This window comes from Bradyrhizobium ferriligni (assembly GCF_056837965.1).
The window spans coordinates 1-26,057 of the sequence record NZ_JBXEJO010000037.1 but is presented as its reverse complement, the minus strand read 5'-3'; the positions used below and the strand labels follow the sequence as shown (position 1 = coordinate 26,057).

21 protein-coding genes and 1 tRNA gene are annotated in these 26,057 nt (G+C 61.6%); 10 read left to right on the top strand and 12 right to left on the bottom strand.

The genetic code is table 11. From position 1 onward, the window contains the following. Nucleotide 1 precedes the first annotated feature (1 nt). Nucleotides 2-436: an acyl-CoA thioesterase gene (locus AC1VNY_RS22245; RefSeq protein WP_038386591.1), complete on the bottom strand. Its 435-nt coding sequence runs from the start codon at nucleotides 434-436 to the stop codon at nucleotides 2-4. 94 nt (nucleotides 437-530) lie between these two features. On the opposite strand from AC1VNY_RS22245, the gene AC1VNY_RS22240 reads away from it, so the two are divergent. Next, nucleotides 531-1,088: a TetR/AcrR family transcriptional regulator gene (locus AC1VNY_RS22240; RefSeq protein ID WP_482406776.1), complete on the top strand. Its 558-nt coding sequence runs from the start codon at nucleotides 531-533 to the stop codon at nucleotides 1,086-1,088. 75 nt (nucleotides 1,089-1,163) lie between these two features. Here the strand turns inward: AC1VNY_RS22240 and AC1VNY_RS22235 are convergent, their stop codons facing one another. Then, on the bottom strand, nucleotides 1,164-1,649 hold the full coding sequence (locus tag AC1VNY_RS22235; RefSeq protein WP_018269666.1) for a hypothetical protein: 486 nt from the start codon (nucleotides 1,647-1,649) through the stop codon (nucleotides 1,164-1,166). Between the two features lie 208 nt (nucleotides 1,650-1,857). On the opposite strand from AC1VNY_RS22235, the gene AC1VNY_RS22230 reads away from it, so the two are divergent. Both AC1VNY_RS22230 and AC1VNY_RS22225 read left to right on the top strand, forming a co-directional pair. Next, a complete protein-coding gene (locus AC1VNY_RS22230) occupies nucleotides 1,858-2,139 on the top strand; it encodes a PsiF family protein (RefSeq protein ID WP_028342570.1) in 282 nt (93 codons plus the stop codon). Between the two features lie 324 nt (nucleotides 2,140-2,463). Further along, the gene (locus tag AC1VNY_RS22225; RefSeq protein ID WP_482406775.1) at nucleotides 2,464-3,549 is read left to right on the top strand and encodes an AbrB family transcriptional regulator; all 1,086 of its coding nucleotides are present in this window, start codon (nucleotides 2,464-2,466) and stop codon (nucleotides 3,547-3,549) included. A gap of 273 nt (nucleotides 3,550-3,822) precedes the next feature. Here the strand turns inward: AC1VNY_RS22225 and AC1VNY_RS22220 are convergent, their stop codons facing one another. Continuing rightward, on the bottom strand, nucleotides 3,823-4,395 hold the full coding sequence (locus tag AC1VNY_RS22220) for a disulfide bond formation protein B (protein WP_482406774.1): 573 nt from the start codon (nucleotides 4,393-4,395) through the stop codon (nucleotides 3,823-3,825). A 521-nt stretch (nucleotides 4,396-4,916) separates the two neighbouring features. Between AC1VNY_RS22220 and AC1VNY_RS22215 the strand changes: the two genes are divergently transcribed. Together AC1VNY_RS22215 and AC1VNY_RS22210 are read left to right on the top strand one after the other, a co-directional pair. Next, nucleotides 4,917-5,001 (top strand) — tRNA-Leu (locus tag AC1VNY_RS22215). Between the two features lie 210 nt (nucleotides 5,002-5,211). Then, the gene (locus AC1VNY_RS22210; RefSeq protein ID WP_482406773.1) at nucleotides 5,212-6,582 is read left to right on the top strand and encodes a tyrosine-type recombinase/integrase; all 1,371 of its coding nucleotides are present in this window, start codon (nucleotides 5,212-5,214) and stop codon (nucleotides 6,580-6,582) included. Between the two features lie 28 nt (nucleotides 6,583-6,610). On the opposite strand, the gene AC1VNY_RS22205 is transcribed toward AC1VNY_RS22210, so the two are convergent. The 5 genes from AC1VNY_RS22205 to AC1VNY_RS22185 form a co-directional block, all read right to left on the bottom strand. Further along, a complete protein-coding gene (locus AC1VNY_RS22205) occupies nucleotides 6,611-6,877 on the bottom strand; it encodes a helix-turn-helix domain-containing protein (RefSeq protein ID WP_482406772.1) in 267 nt (88 codons plus the stop codon). Between the two features lie 1,946 nt (nucleotides 6,878-8,823). Beyond that, a complete protein-coding gene (locus tag AC1VNY_RS22200) occupies nucleotides 8,824-9,021 on the bottom strand; it encodes a hypothetical protein (RefSeq protein ID WP_482406771.1) in 198 nt (65 codons plus the stop codon). 322 nt (nucleotides 9,022-9,343) lie between these two features. Beyond that, entirely contained in the window at nucleotides 9,344-9,484 is a 141-nt protein-coding gene (locus AC1VNY_RS22195; protein ID WP_482406770.1) for a hypothetical protein, read from the bottom strand. A 108-nt stretch (nucleotides 9,485-9,592) separates the two neighbouring features. After that, entirely contained in the window at nucleotides 9,593-9,772 is a 180-nt protein-coding gene (locus AC1VNY_RS22190; RefSeq protein ID WP_482406769.1) for a hypothetical protein, read from the bottom strand. Nucleotides 9,773-10,117: 345 nt separating this feature from the next. Next, entirely contained in the window at nucleotides 10,118-13,312 is a 3,195-nt protein-coding gene (locus AC1VNY_RS22185) for a GAF domain-containing protein (protein WP_482406768.1), read from the bottom strand. Nucleotides 13,313-14,227: 915 nt separating this feature from the next. Here AC1VNY_RS22185 and AC1VNY_RS22180 point away from each other — a divergent pair. The 5 genes from AC1VNY_RS22180 (at nucleotide 14,228) to AC1VNY_RS22160 (ending at nucleotide 19,816) form a co-directional block, all read left to right on the top strand. After that, nucleotides 14,228-14,473 (top strand): hypothetical protein, encoded by a 246-nt coding sequence (locus AC1VNY_RS22180; RefSeq protein WP_482406767.1) that lies wholly within the window; start codon nucleotides 14,228-14,230, stop codon nucleotides 14,471-14,473. A gap of 258 nt (nucleotides 14,474-14,731) precedes the next feature. Then, nucleotides 14,732-14,983 carry a hypothetical protein gene (locus AC1VNY_RS22175; RefSeq protein WP_482406766.1) on the top strand — a complete coding sequence of 84 codons (252 nt, stop codon included), beginning with the start codon at nucleotides 14,732-14,734 and terminating at the stop codon, nucleotides 14,981-14,983. Between the two features lie 214 nt (nucleotides 14,984-15,197). Then, on the top strand, nucleotides 15,198-15,518 hold the full coding sequence (locus tag AC1VNY_RS22170; RefSeq protein ID WP_482406765.1) for a hypothetical protein: 321 nt from the start codon (nucleotides 15,198-15,200) through the stop codon (nucleotides 15,516-15,518). A gap of 14 nt (nucleotides 15,519-15,532) precedes the next feature. Continuing rightward, complete coding sequence (locus AC1VNY_RS22165) at nucleotides 15,533-16,162, top strand: hypothetical protein (protein ID WP_482406764.1); 630 nt, start codon at nucleotides 15,533-15,535, stop codon at nucleotides 16,160-16,162. A gap of 2,535 nt (nucleotides 16,163-18,697) precedes the next feature. Next, a complete protein-coding gene (locus AC1VNY_RS22160; RefSeq protein ID WP_482406763.1) occupies nucleotides 18,698-19,816 on the top strand; it encodes a zinc-binding metallopeptidase family protein in 1,119 nt (372 codons plus the stop codon). 1,297 nt (nucleotides 19,817-21,113) lie between these two features. On the opposite strand, the gene AC1VNY_RS22155 is transcribed toward AC1VNY_RS22160, so the two are convergent. The 4 genes from AC1VNY_RS22155 to AC1VNY_RS22140 form a co-directional block, all read right to left on the bottom strand. After that, the gene (locus AC1VNY_RS22155) at nucleotides 21,114-21,257 is read right to left on the bottom strand and encodes a hypothetical protein (RefSeq protein ID WP_482406762.1); all 144 of its coding nucleotides are present in this window, start codon (nucleotides 21,255-21,257) and stop codon (nucleotides 21,114-21,116) included. A gap of 497 nt (nucleotides 21,258-21,754) precedes the next feature. Then, nucleotides 21,755-22,843, bottom strand: coding sequence for an IS110 family RNA-guided transposase (locus tag AC1VNY_RS22150; RefSeq protein ID WP_482406761.1), 1,089 nt, complete (start codon nucleotides 22,841-22,843; stop codon nucleotides 21,755-21,757). Between the two features lie 509 nt (nucleotides 22,844-23,352). After that, the gene (locus tag AC1VNY_RS22145; protein ID WP_456798625.1) at nucleotides 23,353-23,664 is read right to left on the bottom strand and encodes a DUF736 domain-containing protein; all 312 of its coding nucleotides are present in this window, start codon (nucleotides 23,662-23,664) and stop codon (nucleotides 23,353-23,355) included. Between the two features lie 708 nt (nucleotides 23,665-24,372). After that, nucleotides 24,373-26,057 (bottom strand): ParB/RepB/Spo0J family partition protein (locus AC1VNY_RS22140; RefSeq protein ID WP_482406760.1); only part of this gene is annotated, 1,685 nt, incomplete at its 5' end.

Here is a 26,057-nt window from a genome sequence, read left to right as displayed (position 1 = left end):
GTCACGCACTCACGGGTTCTGACGGGACGAGATGCGGCATCGCGGCGTAGCGGATCGCCGGCGCAAACGGCGCCGCCTTGCGCGCGGCGCGATCGATATGCACGGCCGCGATCTCGCAGGTCGCCGCGACCTCGCCGGTCTCCGCGTTGCGCATCTCGTGCAGGATGCGGATCGACTTGTCGCGGAACTCGACCAGCCGGCTCTTGACCTCGACGAGGTCGCCGGCGAGCAGCTCGCGCTTGTAGGAGATGTTCTGCTGCACAGCGGCCATGCCGCGGCCGGACTCGCGCAGATAGCTCGGCGTCAGGCCGAGCCGCGCGAACATGTTCCAGCTCGCCTCGTCGAACTTGCCGACATACCACATGACGTTCATGTGGCCGATATGGTCGCAGTGCCAGGGATAGACCGTGCCGCGATAGGTCGCCTCACCCTCCATCGGATCCCTCCTTTCGATCTTTGATACGGTAGCGTATCAGGGACGAAGCGGGCTAGCAATACGGTACCGTATCAGAGGGGTACGCGGAGATCACATGACTGAAAGCAAGGGCGATGTCTGGGTCGCGGCGGGCTTTGCCGAACTCGCGCATAGCGGGGTCGACGGTGTGCGGGTCGAGGTGCTGGCCAAGAATCTGGGCGTCACCAAGGGCGGCTTCTACCGCCGCTTCAGGGATCGCGCCGCGCTGCTCGAGGCCATGCTGACGCGCTGGCGCGACGGCCGCATCGCATCGATCGAGAAGCACACCGCGCTCGACGGCGCGAGCGCGCGCGAGCGGCTGAAGGCGATCATCACGCTCTATTCGGAGCGCATGAACACCGAGGCGATGGCGGTCGAGCTCGCGATCCGGCAATGGGCGCGCACCGATGAAGCCGCTGCCGCCGCTGCCGCGAGCGTCGATGCCGCGCGGCTGAAGAATGTCGCCCAGCTCTATCGCGCCACCGGGCTGCCGACTGAAGAGGCCGATGCGCAGGCCTTTTTGTTCTACTGCTTCATCTTCGGCCAGAGCCTCTTGTTTCTCGACCGCGGCCCACGCAAGCGCGCGCAATTGCTGGCGCAGTCGGCGGACAAGCTGCTCACGGACAGCCAATAGCTCCAGAGCTAGCCGCCATGGAAAGCGGCCGGCTTGCGCCGGCCGCTCTCGTCGAACATCCGTACGGGTAAGGACTCAGGCGCCCTTCAGGCGCTTGTTGCATTCGCTGTAATAGCCGCCGCCCTTCTGGATCCACTTCAGGCCGCCATTGCCGCCGGTGGCCTTGTTGGCATTGTACTGGTCGACGCAGGTGTGCATGCGTCCCTTGCCTTCGGACTCCTTGGCGTATTTGGGATCGATGGCGTTCGGAAACACGGCGGGTCCCGACGGCGCCGCCGGTGCCGCGGCGGGCGCCTGCTTGGCTTCCTTCGGCGCGGCCGGAGCGGGCGCGGCGGCTGCCGGCGGCGGAGCGGCGGGCGCCGCAGCGGGGGTCGCGTCGGCGCCGCACTGGGCCTTGCGGAAATCATTCCACTTCTGGCCGCCGAGGGTGCCGGCCGACTTGGCCGCCTGGTACTTGGCGCTGCATTCCTGCGCGGTCAGGGCCTGCGCCGGAGCGCTCGCCGCAAAGGCTGCAAAGCCCGACACCGCAATCACGCACAACAATCTGGTTTGAATGGTCATCCCTGGTCTCCCGTCATCCCTGGTTTCCCGTTGGTTTCCCGTGGGGGGCATTGGCGTAAGACCATTATCCTAGCGCAACCCCGACTTGCGACAACGCACCAGCGCGCCTGCGCGTTAAAATATTGTGGCGGCGGGACCACTGCATGTTCATCCACGGTTCAGCATCATCGCGCGACGTTTCGACCCTCTTTCCCTCACGAGGTGCCCCATGAAGACGATTTCCACGCTCGCGTCCGCAACCGCCCTTGCCTCCCTGCTGCTGATGGGCGGAGCTTTCGCGCAAACGGCCGCGCCCGCCGCCAAGGACGCCGCTCCGAAGGCCGAGACCAAGGCGCCGGCCGAGAAGAAGCCGCGCACCGCCCAGTCGCTGGAATGCTCGAAGGAAGCCGACGCCAAGGGGCTGCACGGCAAGGAGCGCAAGAAATTCCGCTCCGAGTGCAAGAAGGAGAAGTCGGGCGGCGCCGCTGCCGCGCCCGCGGCGACGAAATAACGTCCGGACAGGCTTGATGCGATTCGCTCTCCCCATCGGGGAGGGCAATCGCACATGCGCTCGATCCCTCGACGAACCCGTCATGCCCGGCCTTGTGCCGGGCATCTACGTCTTGGCTTGCGCGTGGGAATGACGTCGATGGCCAGGAGACCTGCGAAGACGCGCTTCGCGCTTTGGCCCGGTCATGACGAGTTTGTGGCGATGCTGATCGCCATCCCCAGCTTGTTTCGAAGGGTGAAAATCTGTGCGCCGCGCGAGCCGGGGCGCAATGCTGCAATCGCGAGATGCATTTGTCGCGTTCACGCGAATTTGCCATAAGGCGGCGTGACCCTGATCCGCGCTTCGATGGCAACGGCCATTCCCGACCGCAGCAAAGTCCTGAACGGGCTCGAGACTCTCGTCATCGGCACCGTCGGCGGCTTGCTGTTTCTGTGGGCAGAATTGCCGGGCGGCCTGATCTCGGGGGCGATGGTCGCGGTCGCGATCGCCGCCTTGGCCGGACGGCCGCTCGCGGTGCCGGCGGTGCTCACGCAATCGGTGCTGCTACTGCTCGGCATCTCCCTGGGCTCGCTGATGTCGCAGCAATTGCTGCAGCACATGAGCTCCTATCCGCTCACCATCGGCCTGCTGGCGCTGGCGACGTTCTGCTCGACCTTCGGCTCGAGCCTCTATCTGCAACGCGTCCATGGCTGGGACCAGACCTCGGCTTTCCTTGCCGGCAGCCCGGGCGCGCTGTCGCAGATCACGATCCTGGCCGCCGAAAGGGGCGCCGACGTCGCGGCGATCGCGGTGGTGCAGACCATGCGCGTGATCATTTTGACCGCGGCGCTGCCGCTGGTGCTGGCGCTGACGGGGGTGACACATGCCGCGCCACCGCCGTTGCCGACCTCGGTCGCCTCGCCGTTCGGCCTCGTCGCGCTGGTCGCCTTATCGATCGGCGTCTCGCTGCTGCTGCGCTGGATCAAATTCCCCGCCAGCTGGATGTTCGGCGCGATGCTCGCCTCCAGCCTGCTGCACGGCTCCGGGTTGGTCGATGGCGGCCTGCCGCCCTGGCTGCGCAACATCGCGCTGGTCGGCATCGGCGCCATCATCGGCACCCGCTTCGCGCGGATGAAAACCTCGACCCTGCTCAGTCACGTCAACGCCGGGCTCGGCTCGTTTGCGATTGCCATCCTGATCTCGGCGGTGTTCGTCGCGGTGATCGGCTTCACCACCCATGTGCGGCTCGCCGACGTCGTGGTCGCCTTCGCGCCGGGCGCGATGGATGCGATGCTGGCGCTGGCGCTGACGCTGCACATCGACCCGATCTTCGTCGGCGCGCATCATCTGTCGCGCTTCCTGTTCGTCACCATCTCGACGCCGGGCATCATCCATCTGTTCGGCCGGCCGCAGGACGACGTCGACGATTAGGCCCTCTTTGTCCCGTCATCCTGAGGAGCGCCACCGGGTCCGCGCGAAGCGCGGCCCGATGACAGGCTCCGCGCGTCTCGAAGGATGAACGGCCTGGCTGGTGCCCGTCCATGCTTCGAGACGGCCGCTTCGCGGCCTCCTCAGCATGACGGATCGAGAGACGGGCGGGCTTTATCCGTGGAAGCGTAGGATGGGTAGAGCGCAGCGAAACCCATCGGCTTCGTTCCGCAGCAAGGATGGTGGGTTTCGCTTCGCTCTACCCACCCTACGGGCTTATGCCCGCGCGGCTCGCATCACGCCCCAGCCGGCGATCGCGGCCATCAGCAGCGAAATCAGCACGTTGTAACCGGCCAGCGAGATGCCGAGGAAGCGCCACTGCACCTCGTCGCAGCGGACCACCTTCACCTTGTCGAGCTGGTCCAGCAGCGAGCCGGCCTTGCCGAAATCCACCATCGGGCCGGTGCAATCGGTCGGCCCCGGCCAGAACCCCCATTCGACGCCGGCGTGATAGGTGCCGAGCCCGGCATTGGCGAGCGCGGCGAGGCCGAGGATTGCAAGGCCGGCGAGCAGCACCGGACGCGGCGCGCCGCGGGCGGCCGCGAGCGCGACCAGGGCGCCGAGCGGCACCGCGAGGTAATAGGCATAGCGCTGCTCGAGGCAGAGCGGACAGGGCATGATCTCCAGCACGAGCTGGAAGAACCAGGCGCCGGCCAGCGTCGCCGCCGCGATCACCGCAATCGCCAGCGCCGAGGTCAGCGCCGGATTGCCGGCGGCGGCAGCATGCGACGGATGGGCGGTGGCAATCGTCACGTCGGTCCTCCTGCGGGCATCGTTCGGGAGGGTCATTGGCCCTGCTCCAAGATCGTCGATTGCGGTCGTATCGCGTGAAGATACCGCTGTCGAGGCAGGGGACAATCACATCCGCGCGGGTTGACCGTGACGGTCGCCGTCCGCCGCGGTCAAATCGCGTTCAGTCGATGATGCGTAGGAACGCGCAGGCGCCACTGGGTCATCGCCGCCTGCAACTCGTCGGAAAAGAAAAGACTCGGGTTGAGCAGCCTGCGTTCATGTGCGTCATCGAGATCGACGAACGGACAATACCGTTACGCTCGCGCCTCCGTCCCGGAAACGTTGCCGCAGCCGCGGCCGGGCATGGGCACGGTGGCAGGCGGCCGCCGCCGGGCAAACTCTCCTGTGACGTCATACGGACGGCCACGGCGTTGCGTCGTCCCTGGGATCACACCCGCCGGAAATTCCGCTGCCGGGGCGCGGGACATCCGGTCCGCGCGGGTTGACCGTGACGGGCCGCCCGCTATAGTCCGCCGCGCTTCGCGACCCCGGCCTTCCCGGCCGGGACCATTGCGAATGCCCCTGTGGCGGAACTGGTAGACGCGCTCGACTCAAAATCGAGTTCCGCAAGGAGTGCTGGTTCGATTCCGGCCAGGGGCACCAACTAGGCTGTTCGCTCCCATTCGCAAGCGTCCGCAGCCGTCCGCGCGGCGCTTCAAACCCTTGAAAAATAGGCACTTCTGCATAGCTCGGTGTTCGTCACCGTTTGTTCTCATCCGATCCCAGCCGCTCGATTTGTTGGTATTTCTGTTGGTATCGGGAGAACAGACGTTCACGGCGACTTCCGTTGTTCCTAATTAAGGAATTGAGCAGATGGCCCGCAAGAACGACGACGCGCATGCAAATCCAAAGCAGATCAGGACCGACGTCGACTGCCGCGTTGCCCGACCGAAATTCGGCGGAGGCGCGTGGAGTCCGACCAAGATTTCCGACGTGACCGGCGGCGGCCTCTATCTCTTCGTCACGCCGGACGTGAGCAGGCCCGGCAGCGCCGCTTCCAAGCTCTGGCGGATGGGCTACCGCTTCCACGGCCGTCAGAAAACCTACTCCATCGGCCCTTACGGCGATGGCAGCGATGGCACTTGCTCGCTTGCCTATGCCCGGCGCGAGCGCGACAAGGCCAAAGACCAGCTCAAGGATGGCAAAGACCCCAGCATCGAGAAGCAGTTGGCCAAGCACAGGCAGGCAGCCGCCCGGTCTTTCGAACAATGGGCCGACGAGTGGCTCGCGAAGAAAAAGGTGGAGAAAGTCAAACGCGGCAGGATCGTAGCGGTGCGAGATCCCAAGACCATCGAGGTGCTTGAGCTTCGCGTCGGCTACGTCAAGAAGCGCTTCGGCAAGCTGTGCAGGCAGGACATCAAGCGCCCGGACGTGCTCGCGTTCATGCGTTCCTACGAAGCCGACGGGAAACTGGAAACCCGCGATCGAGTACGCAGCATCGGTGAGCAGATCTGCGACTATGCCGATGTCGAAGGCGACGGTTACAATCCGTTCCGCAATCTGAATGGGCAGATGATTGCCAACATTTCAACGCCGCGTCCCGGCGTCACCGAACCACGTGACGTCACGCGCGTCTTCAAGCTCATCAGCGCACCGTGGACAAGAGCGAGATTTGGTGACGTCGTTGGCCTTGCTTTGCGCTTCGATGCGCTGACCATTCCCCGCCCCGGCATGGTCAATGAAATGGAATGGAGCGAGGTCGATTGGGGTGCCGAACGCTGGACTGTTCCAGCCTTCAAGATGAAGACCGGCTGGGACCATGTTGTGCCTTTGTCGCGGCAGGCACTCGCAATCCTGCGGAGCGTTCAGAAGTTAACCGGCCATCGCCGATATGCATTTTCCTGCTCGAAGGATGCGCCGCTATCAAACAACACGCTCAACAAGCGCTTGCGGCTGCTTGGCGTTGACACCAAAACGGACCATTGTGCCCACGGCTTCAGAACCACCTTCTCGACTCTGTCTCACCACGAAGAGATCAAGGACACCAAGGCATGGGACGGCGACGTCGTGGAGCTGCAGCTCGCGCATCTCGATAACTCCACTGTGGAAGGTCTCTACAAGAAGCACGGGCCACTCGCGTTGATCGGCTCGCGCACGAAGCTGATGCAACATTGGGCTGATAGGATCGACCACTGGCTCGATCCCAAGAGGATCATTCCGATCAAGGAGGGCGCGCAGCGCTGAGCCAGCTATCGCGCTGATCAAGGTTCGCTCAAGCCGAAATAGTTCGGTCCACAAGTTCGAGAAGCGATCGTACAATCACCAGGCGCCGACGCCCAATTGTTGTCGTGATAAGCTGGCCCGATCCTATCAGCTCATAAAGCTTTGTGCGTCCCAAGCCCGTTACCGCGCAAGCTTCGTCCACCGTGCAGCTGAGTCGCTCGCGAAATGGAACCACATTCCCATCGCGATTATCCGCAGGCGAAAACGAACTTCCAGTCGGTCTTCGCCGGGCCTCCTCAGGTGGCTTATCCGTCATAGTCTCTCCTTGTCACGAAAGCTCCGCTTGGTTGCAGCGTCTGGAGACCGACCGGATGATACAAAACGCAACGATGAAGGTACTTCAACAGCTGTTAGGATTCGCGAATTGAGCTTCGGCAATTTCAATCGAGTTACGCCATATACACATCAAGCTCTGGCAAGCTTTGGCGCGTGTGGTGAAGCTATTCAATAAGGCGTGAGCGGCACGCGCCCCATTAACTACCTTCCTGTTCCCCAGTTTGGGAGCGCGGAACGGCGAGACAGGATCGAAACGCGAGGATATTTCCAGGTCGCGTCAGCTCAACCGCTCATAACGGTCTGGTTGCAGGTTCGAGTCCTGCCGGGCCCACCCAGAAGATCAATAACTTACTGGGTCCCGGTTGCCCGCAGAGCGACGACCGCACCAGATACGTGCCCTTTTCGTTCGCGGGCGGCTCGCACTCGGCCTGCGGTTAGCCAAATCGAGGGAATGAACGAGCCAATTGCTGTTCATCGCTCCGCGCTTCATCGCGGCGAACAATCTTGCCTCTCGGTAAGATTGCGGAGTTTCTCGACAATTTCGACACGCTGTCGGCAAGCCTCACCTTTCCGGCAACACTTTCACGAGGGTACGGGCTCTTTTCTGCAATTTGACCGCGGGCAGCTTCAGCGTTTCTCGTCCTTGTCGCGAGAGCAGACGCAGGGTCACAGCACGCTGCGAGAAGGTCTGAGCGAGGTTAAGGAACTGTTTGAGTTGATGCGATGAGAACTGTCTGGATCTACGCGGACACGGCCAAGCGACGAGGACCACATCGAGGTCTTCGCTTCGATCGAGGCCGGTGAGAAGTGCTTTGAGGAAAACGCCCCGAGGGCGCGGCATTTGAGTGCGCTGTCCTGGAGTGAAAATGGCAAAGGCCTTGCTGCTCTCATTGCAATTGCCGTGTTGGCTGATAATCGCAGGAGCCTCGCTTATAGCGGTCGGCCTGATTGGCCTTGTGATTAGCCACCGGTGCCGGACAGGGCGAAGCAACCACAGAGCCAAGTTTCGAGCCGCGTCCTCAATTGTCACCGTTGCCGGATCTTCTTGACTCACGACCACGAAAGGATCGGCGTGAGATCTAAGGGTTGCACGAGCAAAAAAAGATGGAGGTGTGGCAGGATCACTGGCTTGTAGCTAGCCACCGTCGGCGCATAGTCAATGAATGATCGAGCAGCGACCGGCTTTCATGGCTTACAAAAGTCCCGGCACTGGCTGGAGGATCGACATTCTGTGGCCCGATGGCGAAACGGAAGTCATCAAGGGTTTTACTACTGAGCACGACGCCGCGAAGTGGATTTCAGAGCACTCGAAGACTTGGCAAGAAATCCCGGACCAACCGCGCTAGAGCGGTTCGCTGGCGTCCACTCATCGCGACTTCTAGCGACTTCTCAGCGTGCGATCGGCCCGATTGATCGAGACACGCCTTGGCGTCCGTCATTTCGCGTCGCGGCTTTGGCTCCAAAGAGCGGCCCATCATCCGCATCGGTATGAGGTTTCTCTCTCGGGCCTCCCTCCCTTATTGGGCAAGCAGGCCTTCGCGGGCTCGGCGGCGCATCCGTAAATCCAGCTGGCTGACGACGTGACGCCGGTCGTACGCGAACTGCTTGAGCAGCGAGAGCAGCCATTCTTCGTCGGCGCCTAGCTATCTATGGCGGCTGGATGGACCGGTTGTGGCCGAGACTTTTCCGCAGTTCGCGAAGAAGCCGGTTTCGTGAGCCGCTACCGCACGTGGCGGCGCCGGCGAGCCGGCGCTTTACTCTGGCGCGCGCGAGGGCAGCACCCACCTCAAAGAACGATGCGACTGCGATCTCGGCGTCATGTCGCTGGTCAGATATCTAATCAACAACGCACTCGATCGCGGAACAACAATAGCGACGAGAGAGGTGGGCCGGTAACGAGTAATCGAGCAGCCTCGGCCAGAGCCGTCACGCCCGAGGTGACCGCTTCCGATACGGCTTCACACCGCGCAGATGTTTGATAGCCTCAACCGCGATCGCGTTCTCATCGCCTGTTCGGCCTTCGACGAATTCAACAACCCGCTGCCTGACTGAACTTTCTTCCTGTGGGCTGAGGTTGACCATCATTCCGTAGGTGCGGACCACTCGCTCAACGATCTTTTCCATCGAATCCCCTCGAAAAACGCGATAACGCCGCCGAGGAACCATTGTTCCCCGCGCGAGTCACGTGCGGGAAATGCCTTGGATCTGGCCAAATGCTCACACTGCGGCAGGCCCCTCAAGGCCATTTTGCGTTTTGTCTTTGGACCAGCGCACCGGACTAAGGTGCCAGCCGTGCAGCCTTGACCCTCTCAAGACCGAACGGCGCCGCGGGTGGAAAGCCCACCCATGTTTCCGGTTGCGTCCCTTGAACGAACTGCCCCTTGCCCTTCCGCAGTGGCCGCTGGCTAAAAGGGCAGCCGACGAGAGGGCAGTGATAGCGACGCGGTCATGCAATGACGGCGCGAGTGCCCCGGCGAACGAACATCATGCTGCGGAAGGGATCGAAGCTGCATTCACGACCTTGATTCACAGCAGCGTCGCTGCCGATCGGACCAACGCCGAAAATAGCCGCCAGTCGTCGATTCATCTCGTCACTCCAGTGGAGTTGCATATGTCCCTGCATTCCCTACCGGTTCCTTTGCCCGGAACATGGACTGGAGCCCCGGGTGCGAGCAAGAGATTCCTCCGGCTGCAACTAGGTCTTTGGTTGAGATGCGCTGATTGCGTGCGCGACTTCGTCAGCTAGCGCGCGGTGATGCGCCGCCAGCTTGGCGAACAATTCCTTCTTGGTCGTGTTGGTCGCCAGTCTGCTGATCAGCTCGCACTCCTCAGCTTCAATCCGAAGCTTCTCCAAGTGCGTCTCCATATCCTTCATTAACTTCCTCATGTGACTTGTCACGGAAACGACTTAGACGGCGATTCGAGCTCGTCAAGCCCGGAACGGCACCCCCCGTATTTTTACGGAAGCCGCCTTGGGCAGAAATTGCGGTAAGGTCATGGTTCATTTTTCGTGCAGGGGTCGCGGGAGCGGCCCCTTTCATTTTGGCAACTACGCCCGCTTCCAGCCTCGAGGATGCCAGCATTGAGCAGCTCGGCCGACCGCGCGCCGCCGACTGCCAGTTTCTCGCTTAATTGGGCGCAGCCGGAATGATTCAGGCCGCGCGAGCTTGGCTCCAGACTCGTTCTCAAGGTACCAGGTGCGATCGCTAAGCCCCGATCCTTAGAGGCCGTCGAGGATGTTCCGCACCTTTGTGGCAAGGTCTTCGATATTGAACGGCTTCGAGAGAAGGCTCGTGCCGGAATCAAGAACGCCATTGTGCACGATGGCATTGCGGGTGTAGCCGGTAGTGAAGAGCACCTTTAGACTAGGCCGTAATTCGACCAGGACTTTGGCAAGCTCGCTTCCCGTCATTTCCGGCATGACAACATCGGTAAAAAGCAGATCCGGAGAAGCACCGGCTTCGACCTTGCGGATCGCTTCCCGTGCGCCGCCCGCCTCAATCACTGTATAGCCTAGCTCGCGCAGTGTTTCGCAGGATATAGCCCGCACGCGATCGTCATCCTCAACGACCAATACCACTTCGCGGGTATGACCGGTCACCCCGCCACGCGCATCCGGCGCCGTTCCGGACGATGTGGCTTCGTTTCCCTGATAACGCGGCAAGTAGATCTTGACGGTCGTGCCAACGCGCGGCTCTGAATAGATTTTGACGTGCCCGCCGGACTGGCGAACAAAGCCATAGACCTGACTTAAGCCGAGACCCGTACCTTTGCCCACGCCCTTGGTCGTGAAGAAGGGATCGAAAGCTTTCGCGAGCACGTCAGTATGCATTCCCGTACCATTGTCGGTTACGCAGATAAGAACGTACTGGCCGGCACCAAGCGCGTACTCGCGCGCGTAACGGTCGTCGACCGATGCATTGCCGGTTTCTATCGTGAGTTTTCCGCCTGTCGCCATCGCATCGCGTGCATTGACCGCAAGATTGAGCACCGCACTTTCCAGCTGCGCTGGATCAGCCTTGACACGCCATAAACCTGCCGCCAACACCGTCTCGATCTCGATCAGTTCACCCAACGATCGGTCGAGCAATTCGCTCATGCTGGAGATCATTTTATTGACGTCCAGTAACTCGGGCGCGAGCGGCTGCTGACGCGAGAAAGCGAGCAGGCGTTGGGTAAGTGTGGCGGCGCGATTGGCTCCGTCAATCGAACCATCAATGAAGCGATCGATATCGATTTCACCTTTGACGAGTTTACGCCTTGCGAGGTTGAGGCCGCCAATGATGACCGCAAGCATATTATTGAAGTCATGGGCTATGCCGCCCGTCAGCTGACCAACGGCTTCCATCTTTTGCGCCTGACGTAACTGCTCTTCGGCCTTCAGGCGTTCGGCGATTTCTCCGGCGACGCGTTCCTCGAGTTCGGCATTAAGTGTCTGCAGATTGGTCTCGGCGCGTCGGCGCTCCGAAAGTTCGCGCTCCGCGGAAAGAAAGAGACGTGCATTGTCGATGGCGGTCGCGGCGTGGCCGGCAATGCCAAGGAGTGCCGTTTCGTGCCCGATCTGAAAGCGCCCGGGCTCGGCATGACCGAAGAACAGGCCGCCGAGCACATCACCTGATCGCGAGATAACCGGGACCGCCAGATAGGAACGGACCGGAAGATGGCCTTCAGGCATGCCATGGCGCGGCGCATTCTTCCCGTACCGCGAATCCTTGAGGATATCATCGGAGCGGACTACTGCGGTTCCCTTGAAGGTCGGCTCGAAGACAGCTGTGTTGCGCGGCATCGGAAAATTCTCAAAGGCCGAGCGCGGCACGCCGGACAGCGCGTAGAGCATATAGCTGCCGCCATCGGCCGTAATCACATTGTAGAAGAAAGCGCCGAATTGAGCGCCGCTGAGCTCAACGCCGGCATCGGTGACGATTTGCACGATCCTATCAAGGTCGCGTTCGCGGGCGACCGAGGCGCCGGTATCGTTGAGAAGCCGGAGATGGCGCTCAAATTTTTTCTGAGGAGAGATATCGATCACGGTGCCGATGAAGCGCACAGCGCGGCCGCCCTCGAAGATGGCATCGCCCGTCGCAGCGAGCCAGCGCTCGATTCCGTCCCTGATCCCGATCGTTCGATATTCGATGCTGTAGGCTACGGAGTCCGGAGCCAAGGCTTTGGAAACCGCCTCATGAACACGATCGCGGTCTTCGGGATGCAACCCGGCAAGAAACGTCTCGTCATAGGTGACATCGGCATCCGGCGGCAGGCCGAACAGCGCCTTACAGCGTGCGTCCCAGCGCAGAATGTTACGGACCGGATCAAAGTCCCAGGTGCCGATGCCGGCCGCCTTGTTGGCGAGAAGCAGACGCTCGGCCGCCTCACGAGCGGCTTCCTCCAATCTGACCCGTTCGATATGAGCCCAGGAGCGCTCTGTTACTTCGCTGAGGAGAGCAAGCTCGCGTAGTGTCCATTCATGAGGGCCCTTGTGGTGAATTGCCATCAACGCCGTGAGCTTGCCCTCCTTGATAAAGGGTATGCAGATGGTGGCGCCGATGCCGATTTTCTGGAAAGTGCCCGCCTCGTCCGGCGCGAGTTCTTTCCTATTATCGTTTATGATGAGGGGCCGACCCGCACTCAGGTCCCGCACAGCTTTCTTGCCAAAGTCCGCCAGGCTATAATGACCGAGGATATGCATGGCGCCGGGTGCCGCCCAATCGCCGCGGATGGTAAAGCCGTCTTCGTCGGCATCCATATCCGCATAAGCGCAACTCGATACGCCGAGATGTTCGCCGAGCATGCGTGTGGTGACGGCAAGCACATCGTCGGCGTTGTGGCTCGCTGCCGTTTCCTTGCCAAGCGCATCTAGAAACAAAAGGCGCGCCTCGTTTTCGCGGATGGTAGCTTCGGCGCGACGCCGCTCGACGGCAGTACGGGTCCGCTCGGCCACTTCGCGGATGAGCTCAAGCTCCGCCTCGGTCCAAAGGCGGGGCGTGGTATTATTGAGATAGAGGAGCGCTACGACGCCGTCGGGCTCCGTGATCGGCATGTTCACAAGCGCGCGCGCCGAAATATTTTCCAGCGCCTTGGCGCGATCGCCAACGCGCGGATCTTTCTCGGCATCCTCGCAAACAACCGTTTCACCGCGCTTGAGATCCTCGATGTAGCTGCCGTAATCGCGGAAGTGCAGGGTGCCGGCGAGGGTTTTGATGCCCGGGGCGTTCCAGTCCTTGGTGATGGTAATGGTCTCGCGAGCGGTGTCGATGGTACCGTAGCCGGCCCGACTGACCTTGAGGGTCCGGCCCAGCAATTTCGCGGCCGCATAAGCAAGCTCGTCGGGATTCTGAATTTCGCGGATGCATTCGCCCAATGCGGCGAGGACTTCGGCGCGGCCAAGCGCCGAGACTGTCTTTCCACCCTCCGTCATCGGCCGCGTCCCGCCAGCCGCCGCCCTTGCATATTCATTCGTATCCAAGTCCCTCCGCCCTTCGGTTCCCATAACGACCAAGCCGCTGAAAGGTTTCGTCTAAATTGGGATCCTGGCCAGCATTGCTCAGAGTGCCCCCTTTCGGCCTGCTGAAAACAGGCTGCAGGAGGGACCTTAGTCTGGAGAAAGCCTCGCCCGCGCTGGGCCATACTTTGTAGCCAAAAGTCGAATCGCGCGTATCGTTTCCGAGACGCGAGAGCATCTCGCGACATGATCTCGTCATTGCGAGCACAGCGGAAATTAAGAGCAAGCACGCGCCCTAAAGCACAATGTCCGCTGAAAGCCGCCGATGAACGACTGGGCAACTTCCGTTTTCTGAGTGGAAGCCGATGTTTATGAGTACACTCCTGGGCTCTCGCGCCTAACAAAAGAACGATTGACCAATGGATAGCGCGGCTCGCCGCAACAGAGTCATATCCTTGCGACTCCCGGCACGTTCGATTCCGCAGGAGAATGCGCATCACGGCCCAAGACACCACCCCACCCCTCTCTGCGGCGGTGACCGCAAAACGCTGACGAAGGAGCTGGCGCGCCGCGATGCTTGCCGCCTGATCGGCCGAGAAGCGCGACGCCGCCGAGGCGCTAATCCGCGAGGCCGACGAGTTGCTATGTCAGAACTGGAACGAGAAGATGTGCGCCGATGGCGTCCGATCGACCCGTCGCCCTTGATCGACTAAGCCATCAATGCCGGCTATCCCAGGCTCGAGATCAAATGCACCCGTTGCAAGCGCCGCGCGGGCCGCCCTGCGACATGCACCCACAACCCACGTGCATGACCTCGCCGGCCGCCTGCGCTGTGTAAAATGCGGCAAGGCCGGAAAGCGGCCAGCCGCCGAGCTGTGGCAGCGCTGAACCGTGACCGAGCTGATGCGTCGGCGCGGCCGGGGGGAAGTGGAACATATCTATGGCGACGTCGTCGTTGACTCGATTGGGGGGCGCACCGGCGCGCCGAACCACGCCGATCAGTGGGAATGGAAATGCGGCTTCCACCCGGGGCTGCGACCGGAGGCCCGGCCGCGACCTTTGATGAAGCGCGCGGCGTTCGAAGCGGTATGGGGCGAGTTGCTGCCTACGCTGACCGAGGCGAATTTCCAGGCCTGACTTGATCCGCGCGATCGGATCGCGCGCAAGCAGCCATGCGGGGGCGAGGCGAGAAGCTGCCTTCTCAACAGCCTTCGTCGCTGATGCGCTGTCCCTGCGGCGCGACGTTTGATAGCCGCCGATTCGCCGAAAGCAAGATCCACACCCCGCATATTCACGCCACGCAGCAACATGCGCGATGAGACAACTAACAATGCATCCACGGGCGGGGCGCGCCCAGGTGGGACTTCGACAATGACACACGGAGCACGCGGGAAGGTGGCGGTCGAGTATAGTCTTGCCTTCGTGGTCTTGGTGGATGGTTACATCGCGCAAGGTAATTTAACAGCGCTGCAAAGCCTTCGCTCTATCTATACCGCGGTTACGCGCGGACGACTCGTGTCCAACCGGCGCGACAATCTGGACCTCATGTCGATCCTCGAGATGCGTCTCGAACTCCTCGATGAGGCCATCACCACAGTCAGTCGCAGCGCCCTCAAGCGGCACCTCACTCAAGTACGGACGGAGTGAAATACGGTGGTGATTGGACCTACTTCGCCCCCGAGAAAGCCGCGCCGTATCCTAGGGCGCCTAGAGCCGATCTGCTGCGGGACAAAACCGATCGTCCCGCTCGTTAACATGCGATAACGCGCAAGCGGTCCCCTGCGGTGGAGTAACGCACTTAGCAACCAATCGAATTGACGCTCATTTGTCCTCGGCAATTGCCAAACCAGAGGACAAAAAGATGTTGCGAGTGCTTGCTTTCATATCCACGGCAGTTCTGCTGAGCTCAGCGTCGGTCTCGGCGCAAACGCCACCCGCGCAGAGCGGCCCGAACAATAGCGCCGTCAATCGTTCGGGTGAAAACAACTCGAACGCACCCGTGGCGGGCCGAAACAGCTTTACCGAGGGACAAGCGAAGTCGCGGATTGAGGCTGCCGGCTATTCTGGGGTTTCCGATCTCAAGAAGGACGATAACGGCGTCTGGAGAGGAAAGGCCACCAAGGGTGGCAAGCAGGCCGAAGTCAGCCTGGACTTCCAGGGCAACGTGAACCCGGCGAACTAGAAAGGAAGACCAGCATGACCACAACGATTTCTCGCCTCTATGACAACTATGGCGACGCGGAGCGTGTCGTCCAGCGACTTGAGCAGAGCGGCATCCCGTCATCCGACATCAGCGTCATCGCGAATAATGGTGAAGGCTGGCACGGCCGGGATAGCAAAGTTGATCGAGACCGCGACGGCGTCGACGACCGAGCAGAGGGAGCGGGTGCAGGTGCGGGCATCGGCGCAGGTCTGGGCGGAGCTGCAGGTCTGCTCGCCGGCCTCGGCTTGCTTGCAATTCCTGGCCTCGGCCCGGTCGTCGCCGCTGGATGGCTTGTCTCCACTGCGGCCGGTGCTGTCGCAGGCGCCGCAACGGGGGGCATCATCGGCGCGTTGACCCAATCTGGCGTTCCGGAAGAGGAAGCCTCGCGCTATGCCGAGGGCGTGCGTCGTGGCGGAACGCTTGTCTGTGCACGCGTCAACGAACAGGATCGCGGTCGAGTAGAAGCCGTGCTCGATCAGTCATCAGTGGACATGAGCAAGCGCACGGCCGCTTGGCAGCAGTCGGGCTGGAAGGGATTTGATCCTGCGGCACGGCCATTCAGCAGCGACCAGATACAGCGCGAGCGGGAACTCTATGGCGAAGGAACCGGAATCGGCCGCTGACGCGCGGACGTCGTTTCCTTAATTCGCCTACCAAAGGCCCCGACGCATGTCTCCTCACCGTCGGGGCCTTTTCATTGCTCGCCTTTAGGTCGCCAAACGGAAGTCTTTGAAACAATCCTAGGCACTCAGCTTTTACCGCTCATGCAACCGGCGACCGAAGTCCATCCAGATTTGGCTCGCAGCGACCTTCCGCGAGGAAGCGCTCGACAAAGTGCTGAAGAAAATCCGGGAAGGATGGACTGTGAGTATCATTCAGCGGCAGCTCGATTCAAAGCACGTCGCTGCGCTGAACATGAAAGGGAGAAGTGCACCGACATTGGTGTCTTGAGCCATCGAAAGCCCATGCGCTCCTATCGGCCACATAGAGTTGACTGCCTCGATGATGCGGCGACTGAGCTATCGGCGCCCGCAAGAGGGAAGCCAGTACGGGAACCACAATCTTAGAAAAGCTAAGTCTTCCGAATGTGCAGTTTGTGCCGAGACGACGGATCACGAACGCGAGCGCCAAGAACTCAGCAATAAGCTAACGCGGGGCGAAACGCTGGCGCGCCAAATTCTCGGACGGTCCTACCCACGAAAACATCCGCAAAGAGATCGAGAGCCTGAAGCGACAGCTTCGCAAGATCGAAAGGTAGCACGCCATCAGTGATGGTGTCCGATCTCCAGATAAATCGCCACAAAGGCGCTCAGGCCAGCCACCGTGATCAGAGTGATTAAGGCTAGGGAGTAGAAGGGACACGCGATCCATATCGCTCCTCGTTTGCGGTGACCGAATTTAACCCCGCCATCTAAAAAGAAGAGCTCCAGCGAGGGGGCCAAGCTGGAGCCTAGTTTAGACTTTAACTGTCGGGCGTGCGTGATGACGCCTCTAGCGGCAACCACGCGAATGGACCGCATAAGCATGGTACCGGACATAGTTGCCGCGACAACTCCGGCCCGCGCATGGGCCTATGCTTTAATTCCTGTCATGGGTTCCGTGGCCGGCCTGGCAGAGTTCCCGATAGTTAACCAGCGTTATAAAAGCCCGGCTCGGATAAGCCGCGAACATTCCGATCTGATCCGGATGATCGGCTTCAACACCGCCGAGCGCTGGTCCGAGGACGTTTCCGAGGACGTCGCGAGATCCAGCGCCGCTGCGACGCGACGAGGACGTCAACCAGCGGGCGACGAACGCCTCGGGGAAATGAACCTGAGGTGGGAGTAGCGAGACGAGCCATAGGTTCGCAAAACCGCCCCGGGGGCCCCAAGACAGTCCTAATCATCGAGCGGGACCTACCGTGTCGGATTTGCCGGATGGTACCTGAATGGATCGGCCCTCCATCCATTGCCTTGGCGCAGGAGCAAGCCCTGAGCGACGAGCTTACGGCATGTCGGATTGACGCATTGTATTGTTGCGCCCTCTCCGAAAAGGCAGTCAGCAAGTTCGCGTTCAGTTAGACTTGGTTGTTCGCGAACAATGCGAACTATTTTCTCTGCAACTGTCATCGCAACCGCCACGATGACATTTGTGCGAGCGCCTTGCGTCAATGACCCAAACAGGCTATCGGCGACCTTCCGATGCAGCAATGCTAGGTTTCCGGCTCGCTCGAGAGGCGACCAGAGAAATGAATCAATGGAGCGGATAAAATCCCCTTTCCTCCATAAGCACACCGACCCTGCGGCACTGACGCTGGTATCGGCCTGGGGGGCCGGATGATGCCGATCGATCGTACAGGGAGAGCCAAAAGTTAGACGTCAGGGTAAAGACGAAAACACTCGCGGCACGGCTCAAAGGTAAAACCCTTTTCGCGTCGAGCCGTCATTGGCTTGCAGCATTGGGGACATTCCATGCCGCAGCAACGCTGCATCCAACTGCACGTTCCTATAGCGGTAATCTATTCGCCCGACAAGAAACGCCCGGCTGACGTCCGCCATCCGACGTGCCGAGACACCCTCAACCGAAAGCTATGACAGAGGATTCGGCCGGTGCGCCGGCGCCCCAAACGAGAGCAGCGGTCATCGCTAAGGGGGTGATGAAGCCTCGCGAGACCGCTCATCCAGCATATACGGACCTTGCTGAGAGACCACTCGTAAGTCTCGGTCCGCGTTCAATGTTTGAGGTAAGCGCGGCGCGTGCACTGGATTACCCCAAAGCATCCAGGCGACAGCGCCGGTGGCAAGTATTCCACCGCTGATAGCCAACAGGTCTTGCCTCATTGCGCTTTCTCCATGTTTGGCTATTCCAAAGCATGAATCAGTCCAAACCGACTATTCACCGCCGCCCGCCGGCAAAGCTATTCAGCGCACAGGCTTGCGAGGCGTGCAGCTTTTGCTGGGGGCACACGGCGACTGAGCGAGGTCGACGTCGTCACTCGTCGGCGCCTTTCGGCCAAAAGCAGGCATCGAAGCGAACCGGTCGTATACCCGGGTGTCGCTAGCCCGCGAAGCATCCTTTCGCTGACGGCTCGTCGACGCCTCCAGCTTTGGAACCGAAGCTTGGCTCGGAAATTGAATGGGCCAATACGCATCCATTTAGCTCTCTCGTCGAGCTTCCCAATGAAGATTTTCTCCTGCCAAGCTTGCGGGAATGTGTTGTATTTTGAAAACCACACATGCGGCCGGTGCGGCCATAAGCTTGGCTACGATCCGAGCTGCGGGACGCTGGTCGCTCTGAAAGACGCCGGCATGAGTTTCCAGCCGGTAAACGGCGAAGCCCGCCGCTTCTTCTGCGCAAACGCAGGCCAGTGCGCCTGCAACTGGCTTTTGCCCGAGAATCAGGAAAGCGGCCTTTGCCTGGCTTGCCGACATAACGGCACGGTCCCGGATCTCTCAGTGCCCGACAACTTGACCGGCTGGCGCGATCTCGAGGCCGCCAAACACCGCCTGCTCTACTCGCTGCTGCGCTGGCAGCTACCGCTGCGCACGCGTTCCGAGGATCCTGAGCACGGATTGATCTTCAACTTCCTCGCCGATACTCCCGCGGCTAAGGTCATGACCGGCCACGAAAACGGCGTCATAACGATCGCCCTCACGGAGGCCGACGAGATCGAGCGGGAGTGGCGGCGCATACAGATGGGCGAGCCCTATCGCACTCTGCTCGGTCATTTCAGGCACGAGGTGGGCCATCACTACTGGGACACCCTGGTGCGCGACGGCGGCGGTTTGACGGAGTTCCGGCGGCTGTTTGGCGATGACACCGTGGACTACCAGCAGGCGCTGCAGCACCATTATCGCGACGGAGCGCCGGCGGACTGGCAGGAATGCTTCGTGTCCGCCTACGCTTCCGTACATCCTTTGGAGGACTTCGCGGAGACGTGGGCCCACTATATCCACATCGTCGATACGCTCGAGATGGCGGGCAATTTCGGCATTGAGATCCACGCGACTGCCGAGGCGGCCGAAGGCCTGTCTGTCCGCATCGACTTCGATCCGTACAGGATCGTCGAGTTCGATCGAGTGACGAACGCGTGGCTGCCGTTTGTCTTTGCCATGAACAGCGTGAACCGGGCGATCGGATCGAAGGATCTGTATCCCTTCGTTCTCGCGCCGGCCGTGATCGAGAAGCTCGAATTCATCCACCGGCTGGTGCGCGAGAACCGAGGCGGCACTGTCGGCGAGCATGATGTCGGAGAACGGTTCCCGCGCACCCGCGTACGAACCTCCCGCGAATCCTGATGTCCTGTGATTCTTGTCTCGACAAGGATTCGCGGCGAAAGGACATGCTCGAAAAGGACTTAAACAAACTTTTTCTGGACAGTTTTTGGCACAGCTAGGCCATGTGCGGAAAGAAGTGCGATGCTACCGAGGAATTTTCGAGATCATGGACGAGTACGCCGCCACGCCGGCCCGCAATTAAGCGCTCATAAGCACGGGATGCGACCGCCTCGTCTATCCGTTTGTTCATGCGGCTTGTGGCTTACTCTTCCGGTAAGCGTCGATAGCACGGTTTGCGAGCATGAGCTTACGTCGCTCACCGGCCAGTGCCATTTTCCCTATCGTAGCTACAAGAAAGCGGCTTGTTTCGTACCCATCGATAATCTCGCCGGACCCTTCAAGGAAGTCCCAAGCGATTTGGACGGCATTCTCGACGAGGACGTGTACACTCTCACTCATAAGCATTGAACGCTGGGTAGAGCGCTAAGTTCCTAAAGCGAAGGGCCCCCGTACGGGCCCGCCTTAAGAGCCTAAAGGGAGGAGAGGCCCAAGCCCCTACGTCGGAATTGGAAGACCCGGCGAACTCATCCACTCATCGAGACAGGCGGCAGTCTCGGCCTGATGGGCTCTCTTCACGAGCTGTTTGCGCTCGACACATAAGGCATGTGACTAGCTTGCTCGCGGCTCTCTGCCGCAAACCTCTTGAGCCTTTCCTGCAGGGTCGTGCGGTATGTCGGGCTGAGGCTCCTGCGCGTTGCATATTGTGCTCCAGCACGCCATTCTGTGCATCGTGCAGGATTGCCCGGTCAAGTGCGTGAACGGCTCGGCTGTAACCTCCCACTCGAGCTTGCGAGCGGCCTCGATCTCGGTCTCTGGATCAAGCTCCGTGGGCGATCATGTCCGCCGCCCATGCCCGCAAGCCGTGAGTAATACAGTCGCGAACGATCACAAGGTCATTTCCTTGCGCTCCCTTGTCGCGCAGGCCCCCTGAAACGCGCGCTATCTCCGGCACCACTAAACCGGAATTGCTGGCGATCGCTGGCGCTGCGTTCCGTAAAGGTCAGCTCCCTTAGCTCGCCCGCGTGACGCCGTAGCGTTGGATGTAACGGAGGTAAGCTCGCATGGCGCCGTGTCACTTGACTTGATCCGTACGATCCGTGCCTTGACTAAAATACGGCGTTGGCCTGGCTTCGTCTGCATCCCTCCGACATCGCACCTGCGCGCGGCCGCCTGTAAACGACGACCCTGTCCGCGCACTGGTACCAGCCTTCGTCGCCTCCTGCCGGATGCCTCGTAACTAGCCGGTCGCTCTCCTGGCTCAGAGGTTGCCGATCCGCCCGAGCTTCACTTCGAATTCGTCGCCGACTCCTCGCATGTCGCGGCTCCCGGCAGCGATGACCGCTGACGTGTAAAGCCAATGGAAGACCGCCAAGTCGCAGCCGCAATCGGCGAACAGCGGCATTGCCTTAGACGGCGATTGGCGACATCGCAGCCTGCCGCATCCCCAACTCTTGGATGTGCAGACAATGACTTAGCCGTCCTTCGGCGACAGTGCTTTTATCTTGCCCTCTTAATCGGTCGTCTGTCGCGCTTCATCTCACCCATTCTGGCTTCCTCTCTTTGCTGTGACAAGGTCCTTGCATCGACGCCACGAAGCGTTGGCGACGCGCGAGAGTCCCGGTGCGCCGTGCACTCTTCCGCGCTCGTCGACGGCCCAAAATCGCTGCTCCGGGGCAGCTGGCAGCCGTCGCGGCGCATCTTTCCATCGGTTGGACGGAGCCACATCACAGGCAGTGCCGCGTGGTCCAGGCGCCCGTTTTGGGGCGTGGCCACAGGCAAGATAACGTGCGTCCCGTCGTCGTGGATCTGCACCAGGTCTCATCCGCTCGTCGCGGAGCTCCGTGTTCAAAACGTCGCGTTGATCAGCTCAATCGATCTCCCAAATCTGGCCCTGCGGCCTCACGCGAGGGGCGCGAGCAGCCTGCGTTGCTTGACCGCGGCGCGTGCGCTGACGTCCGCTTTTGGAGCATCGGGGTCGCCGCAGTAGAACGTGCCGTCGACCCACATCGCGTGCATGATCACGGCGAGTTTGCGCGCCACCGCGACAGTTGCCTTGCGGTGCGAGCTGCGCTTGGCGAGCGCCAGGCCCCAGCTTTTGACCTTGTCTTTCTTCTTGTAGCGGGTCAAAAGCGCGCTCGCCGCCTCGTACAGCGCGCGCCGCACATCGGCGTCACCGGCCTTGCTGATGCGGCCCTGCACGTCGATCGAGGTGCCGGACTGCCAGCGCCGCGAGGTCAGGCCAAAATAGGCGGCGACGTCGCGCGAGCGCCTGAACCGGGAAGGATCGTCAACCGCGGTCATGAAGCTCAACGCCGCGATCGGACCGACGCCGGGGATCTGCATGAAGCGGCGGCACAACGCGTGGCCGGCGACCAGTTTGACCACCAGATTGTGCAGCCGGCAGTACTCTTTCCACAGTGCCGCGCGCGCGTTCAGCATGGCGTCGATCAGCTCGCTGACCAGCGCATCGTGCGCTACCGCGTCGCGCACGGCTTGCGCAAAACCGCCCCGCCCGACCCGGCTCAGGCGGATGCCAAACGCCTTCAGCGAGTGCCGGATCGCGTTCTCGAGATCCAGAAACTTGCGCTTCAGATTGCGCCGGTGAGTCAATAAAAGCCGCAGCCGGTAGCAGGCTTCGCTCTTGATATGCGCGCGCCGGAACCAGCCCGTGCGCATGATGTGGGCGATGCCGAGCGCGTCGGTTTTGTCGGTCTTGTTGCGCTGCGCGTTCAGCGCCGCGCGGATGTGCAGGGTCTCGAGACAGACCGCCGGCAAGCCCAGTTTGACGAGCTCCGGGTGCAGCCAGGGCGACAGCGCGCCGGCCTCGTGGCCGAGCCGGCGCAGCCGGGAAAGATACGGTTTGAGCGCCGCCTTGATCGCCTCCGGATCGGTCACGACCGTCGTCTGAAGCGCCACCGCGCCGGTGTCGTCGACCACGCAAATCGCGCTCTCGTCCATCCCGACATCCAGTCCACAGAACCATTCCATCGCACGCCTTCCGCGTTGCTGAGGCGGTGCAGTGTGCGGGTTATTCGGCGCGCGAGCCACGCGATCAGCCGCAAGTTCGGGCGCAGACCGATTACGGGCGGCAGTGATCCTCTGCCCTCCTCTTCATCCCACTTGATCCGCCTGGGTTTGCTCAAACTGCCAACTCGATCCACCGCGGATTCAATCGAAGCGGCCTGAAATGCAGCCCTTTCGCTCACCAAACCCGGCGCAATTCGAACTCTGAGAGCACGCGCGGAGACGTCATTCCCCCTTGCGAAACTGCCGCAATATCACGCCCGGCGATCGAAATTCGAAGCTCGAGCCAACGCAGACTTCCAGGAGACTCACGACAAGACGCGCCCCAAATTCCGTCCAATCGGTCGCATTCTCACCGGCGGCGAAGCCTCCTTTCCGAATAAAAAATGCCGCTCCACTTGCTCCCCAAAGCGGCGCGAGAAGCGCAAAAAAAGCCCCGCCTCCGAGGAGGCGGGGCCGACGATCCGTCAGGGTTAATCGCCGCTGCGTCGCGACCAGATCAGGCTGAAACCCTCCTCGCCTTCGACTTTCACCAGCGAGGCGTAGATCGGGGCCGGGAAGCTCGGATCGTCGAGCTTGACCGAGAGATATTCGCGCTCGCTGTCGCGGACGGTCTTCTTCCAGGCGGCGCCGAACTCGGTTGCTCCCGCAAAGATGCGGTAGTCGGGAGCCTTGTCGTTGTCCTTCTCGGATGCGACGAGCTTGGCCTTGATGTTGAGCGTCAGCGTCTTGATCGAGCCGGTGTAGCCGTTCTCAGAAGCGGTGAAAGTGCCGATGGTCGCCATGATGATCTCCGTTTGTTTTGCTCGGGCCGCGCCCATCGCAGCCTCGATGGCGATCCCTGGCCCGGGGAGCGATCGGCCCGCAGCCGCAAGGCCCGCAGCGCCAGCGGAGGACGGCGATAAGCCTGCTTTTTTGTCCTTCGCGAGGAATGCCGCCGCTTCGCGGCAGGGGAAAAAAGAGGCGTGAGCCGTTGCGGGAAGGCGATCGAGGCTCTTGCCGTCCCCCGGGCTTGATCAGCCCAATCGTGACTGCGTTTGACGCGCCACCACGACGGAACTGATGGAGATTGTCGTGGCGACCGCCCCGCTGCAGCATCAGACAGGGGCTGACTCGGTCGAAGATGAGCCGATGTCCGAGCATCAATCGCAGGGACGACCCAGCCAAACCAACGCAAGCGAACCCGGCCACATGTTCGCACAGGGAAACGATCGCGCCGCCGGAATTGTCCGCCCCAATGCACGCTGCATGCGCGGTCAAGACCAAGATCCGAGCTTCCCGGCCCCGATCTACGCCTCGCTGATGAAGGTTGAAGGAGGTGCGGCAATGCCACTCTGGCTGCAGCAATCGGCGTCGATCGGGACGGATCGTGCCCCTGATCGGAGGATGCGTGGAAAGTCGCCGCTTGGCATCGATGGAACCGGCCGCGCGCCACAGGGCGCGGCCGAAATTTTTGACCCCCCGGGGCCGCCCGCGCGGCCCCGGCGCAGGCTTCACTCCGCTGCTTGCGAATGCGGTTCGCTGTCCTGCCGCTCGACTTGCACGTCAGTTTGCCCCTGCGGTACGGCCGTCCGCAGCAACGACGGCAGCCAGCCGGTCGCCGCCAACAGCTGTTCGGCAGTCTGTGCCATGTCGGCCTTCTTCATGTCCGTCAGGCGCTCGGCCGCCTCCCCGTTGACGCCTTCGCGGACAGCTTCCAAGATGTTCGCCTTGGTGACGCGACCGAGATAACTGCGCACCGTCGGACGCCAGTAGGAGGTTATATCGAGCGCCAACGCCTCGGCCAAACGACGGGCCGCCGCCAGAGCGCGTGGCCTCCGGTCAAACGGCAATTTGACCGCGTTGACCGTCAGGGAGACGCAATGCGCGAACAGCGCCATGCGGCTGTCGTGGTCGAACCCGGCCACAAAATCCCACAGTCCGGCGACGTCCTTGGGCAACTGCCGTGCCCAATTGGCGTGGCGATCCGACCACATCTTGCCTGCCGCCGTGTCCTCGATCCCGTCCGCGTGCGCAGCGAGATCGGTCTTCACTGGCTGGATGCCGACCACATGCGCGGCCGCCCCGAGATAGAAGATTTGAGCGGCGAGCGCATGGGTCACCGCCACGATGGCGACGTCAGGCTGCTCACTCAAATTGAGGCGCAGCCCCAAGGTTCGGTGCGCGGTGAGGTCGCGAACGAGAGCGTCGGATAGCCGTTGGTTCTCGTCCTCCTCGTCGGCCACGCCCTCGTCGTCTTCGCCATCTGGCGCGGCTTCCTCGCCTCCCCGGTCCTCCTCATCCCGCGCCCCGACATCGCTGACGGAGCCGGTTTCAGCCTCAGGTTTCTCGTCCTCCGGGCGGATGAAACCCCGCTCGACCCGCACCGTGCCATCGTGATTGAGAACCACGAACGCGCCGCCGCGGGCAACATCGTAAGCATCGTAGGCCTGCCGTTTTGCCTCCAGCCGGTCGATCTCGGCCTCTAGTTCGCCAAACCGTGCGTCCACGTCGTCAGACAATTCCTCGGCCGACTGATGCTGCTCCGTCAGTCGGTCGAACTCGGTCTGGACCGCCTGAAGGGCAGCCTGATCTTCCGCCGAAAGCTCGACCGGATGCGGGTAGACGCGACGCATGCCGTGAGCATGCGGGAAGTCGAGATGGGCTTCCGTCCATCGCCACCCTTCGGCTGCCCGCAGGCTATCGGCCTCGCGGCCGAGCCTTGCTGTCACCAGCAAATCGAGCAGCGAGACGTCTTCCAGATACCCGCCGCGATCCTCGGTGAAGAGGTCGCGCAGCACCGTGCCGCCCGCCTCCGTATAGGCCTCGATCCCGACAAAGCGCGCCCGACGATCCGTTGCGACGACATGGGTTTCGGTGAGCAGACGGCGGATGGTGCTGGTATCCCGGTCATACGAGAGCCGCTCGTAGACAGCTTCCTGCCGGGCATGATCGTCGACGATGGCAAAGGCCATCAGCTGTTCAAGGGTCAGATCGCCCTCGCGATAGAGCTGCATCAATTTGGGCGAAACCGCACCCAATCGCAGGCACTGCCGCACCACATGCGCCGTGACGCCGAAGCGGGCCGCGATCTCCTCCGCACCGAGGCCGCGCTCGTCCGCGAGCTTCCTGAACGCTTCAAATTGGTCGGCGGGATGCATGTTTTCCCGGGTGACATTCTCGTCCAGGCTGATCTCGT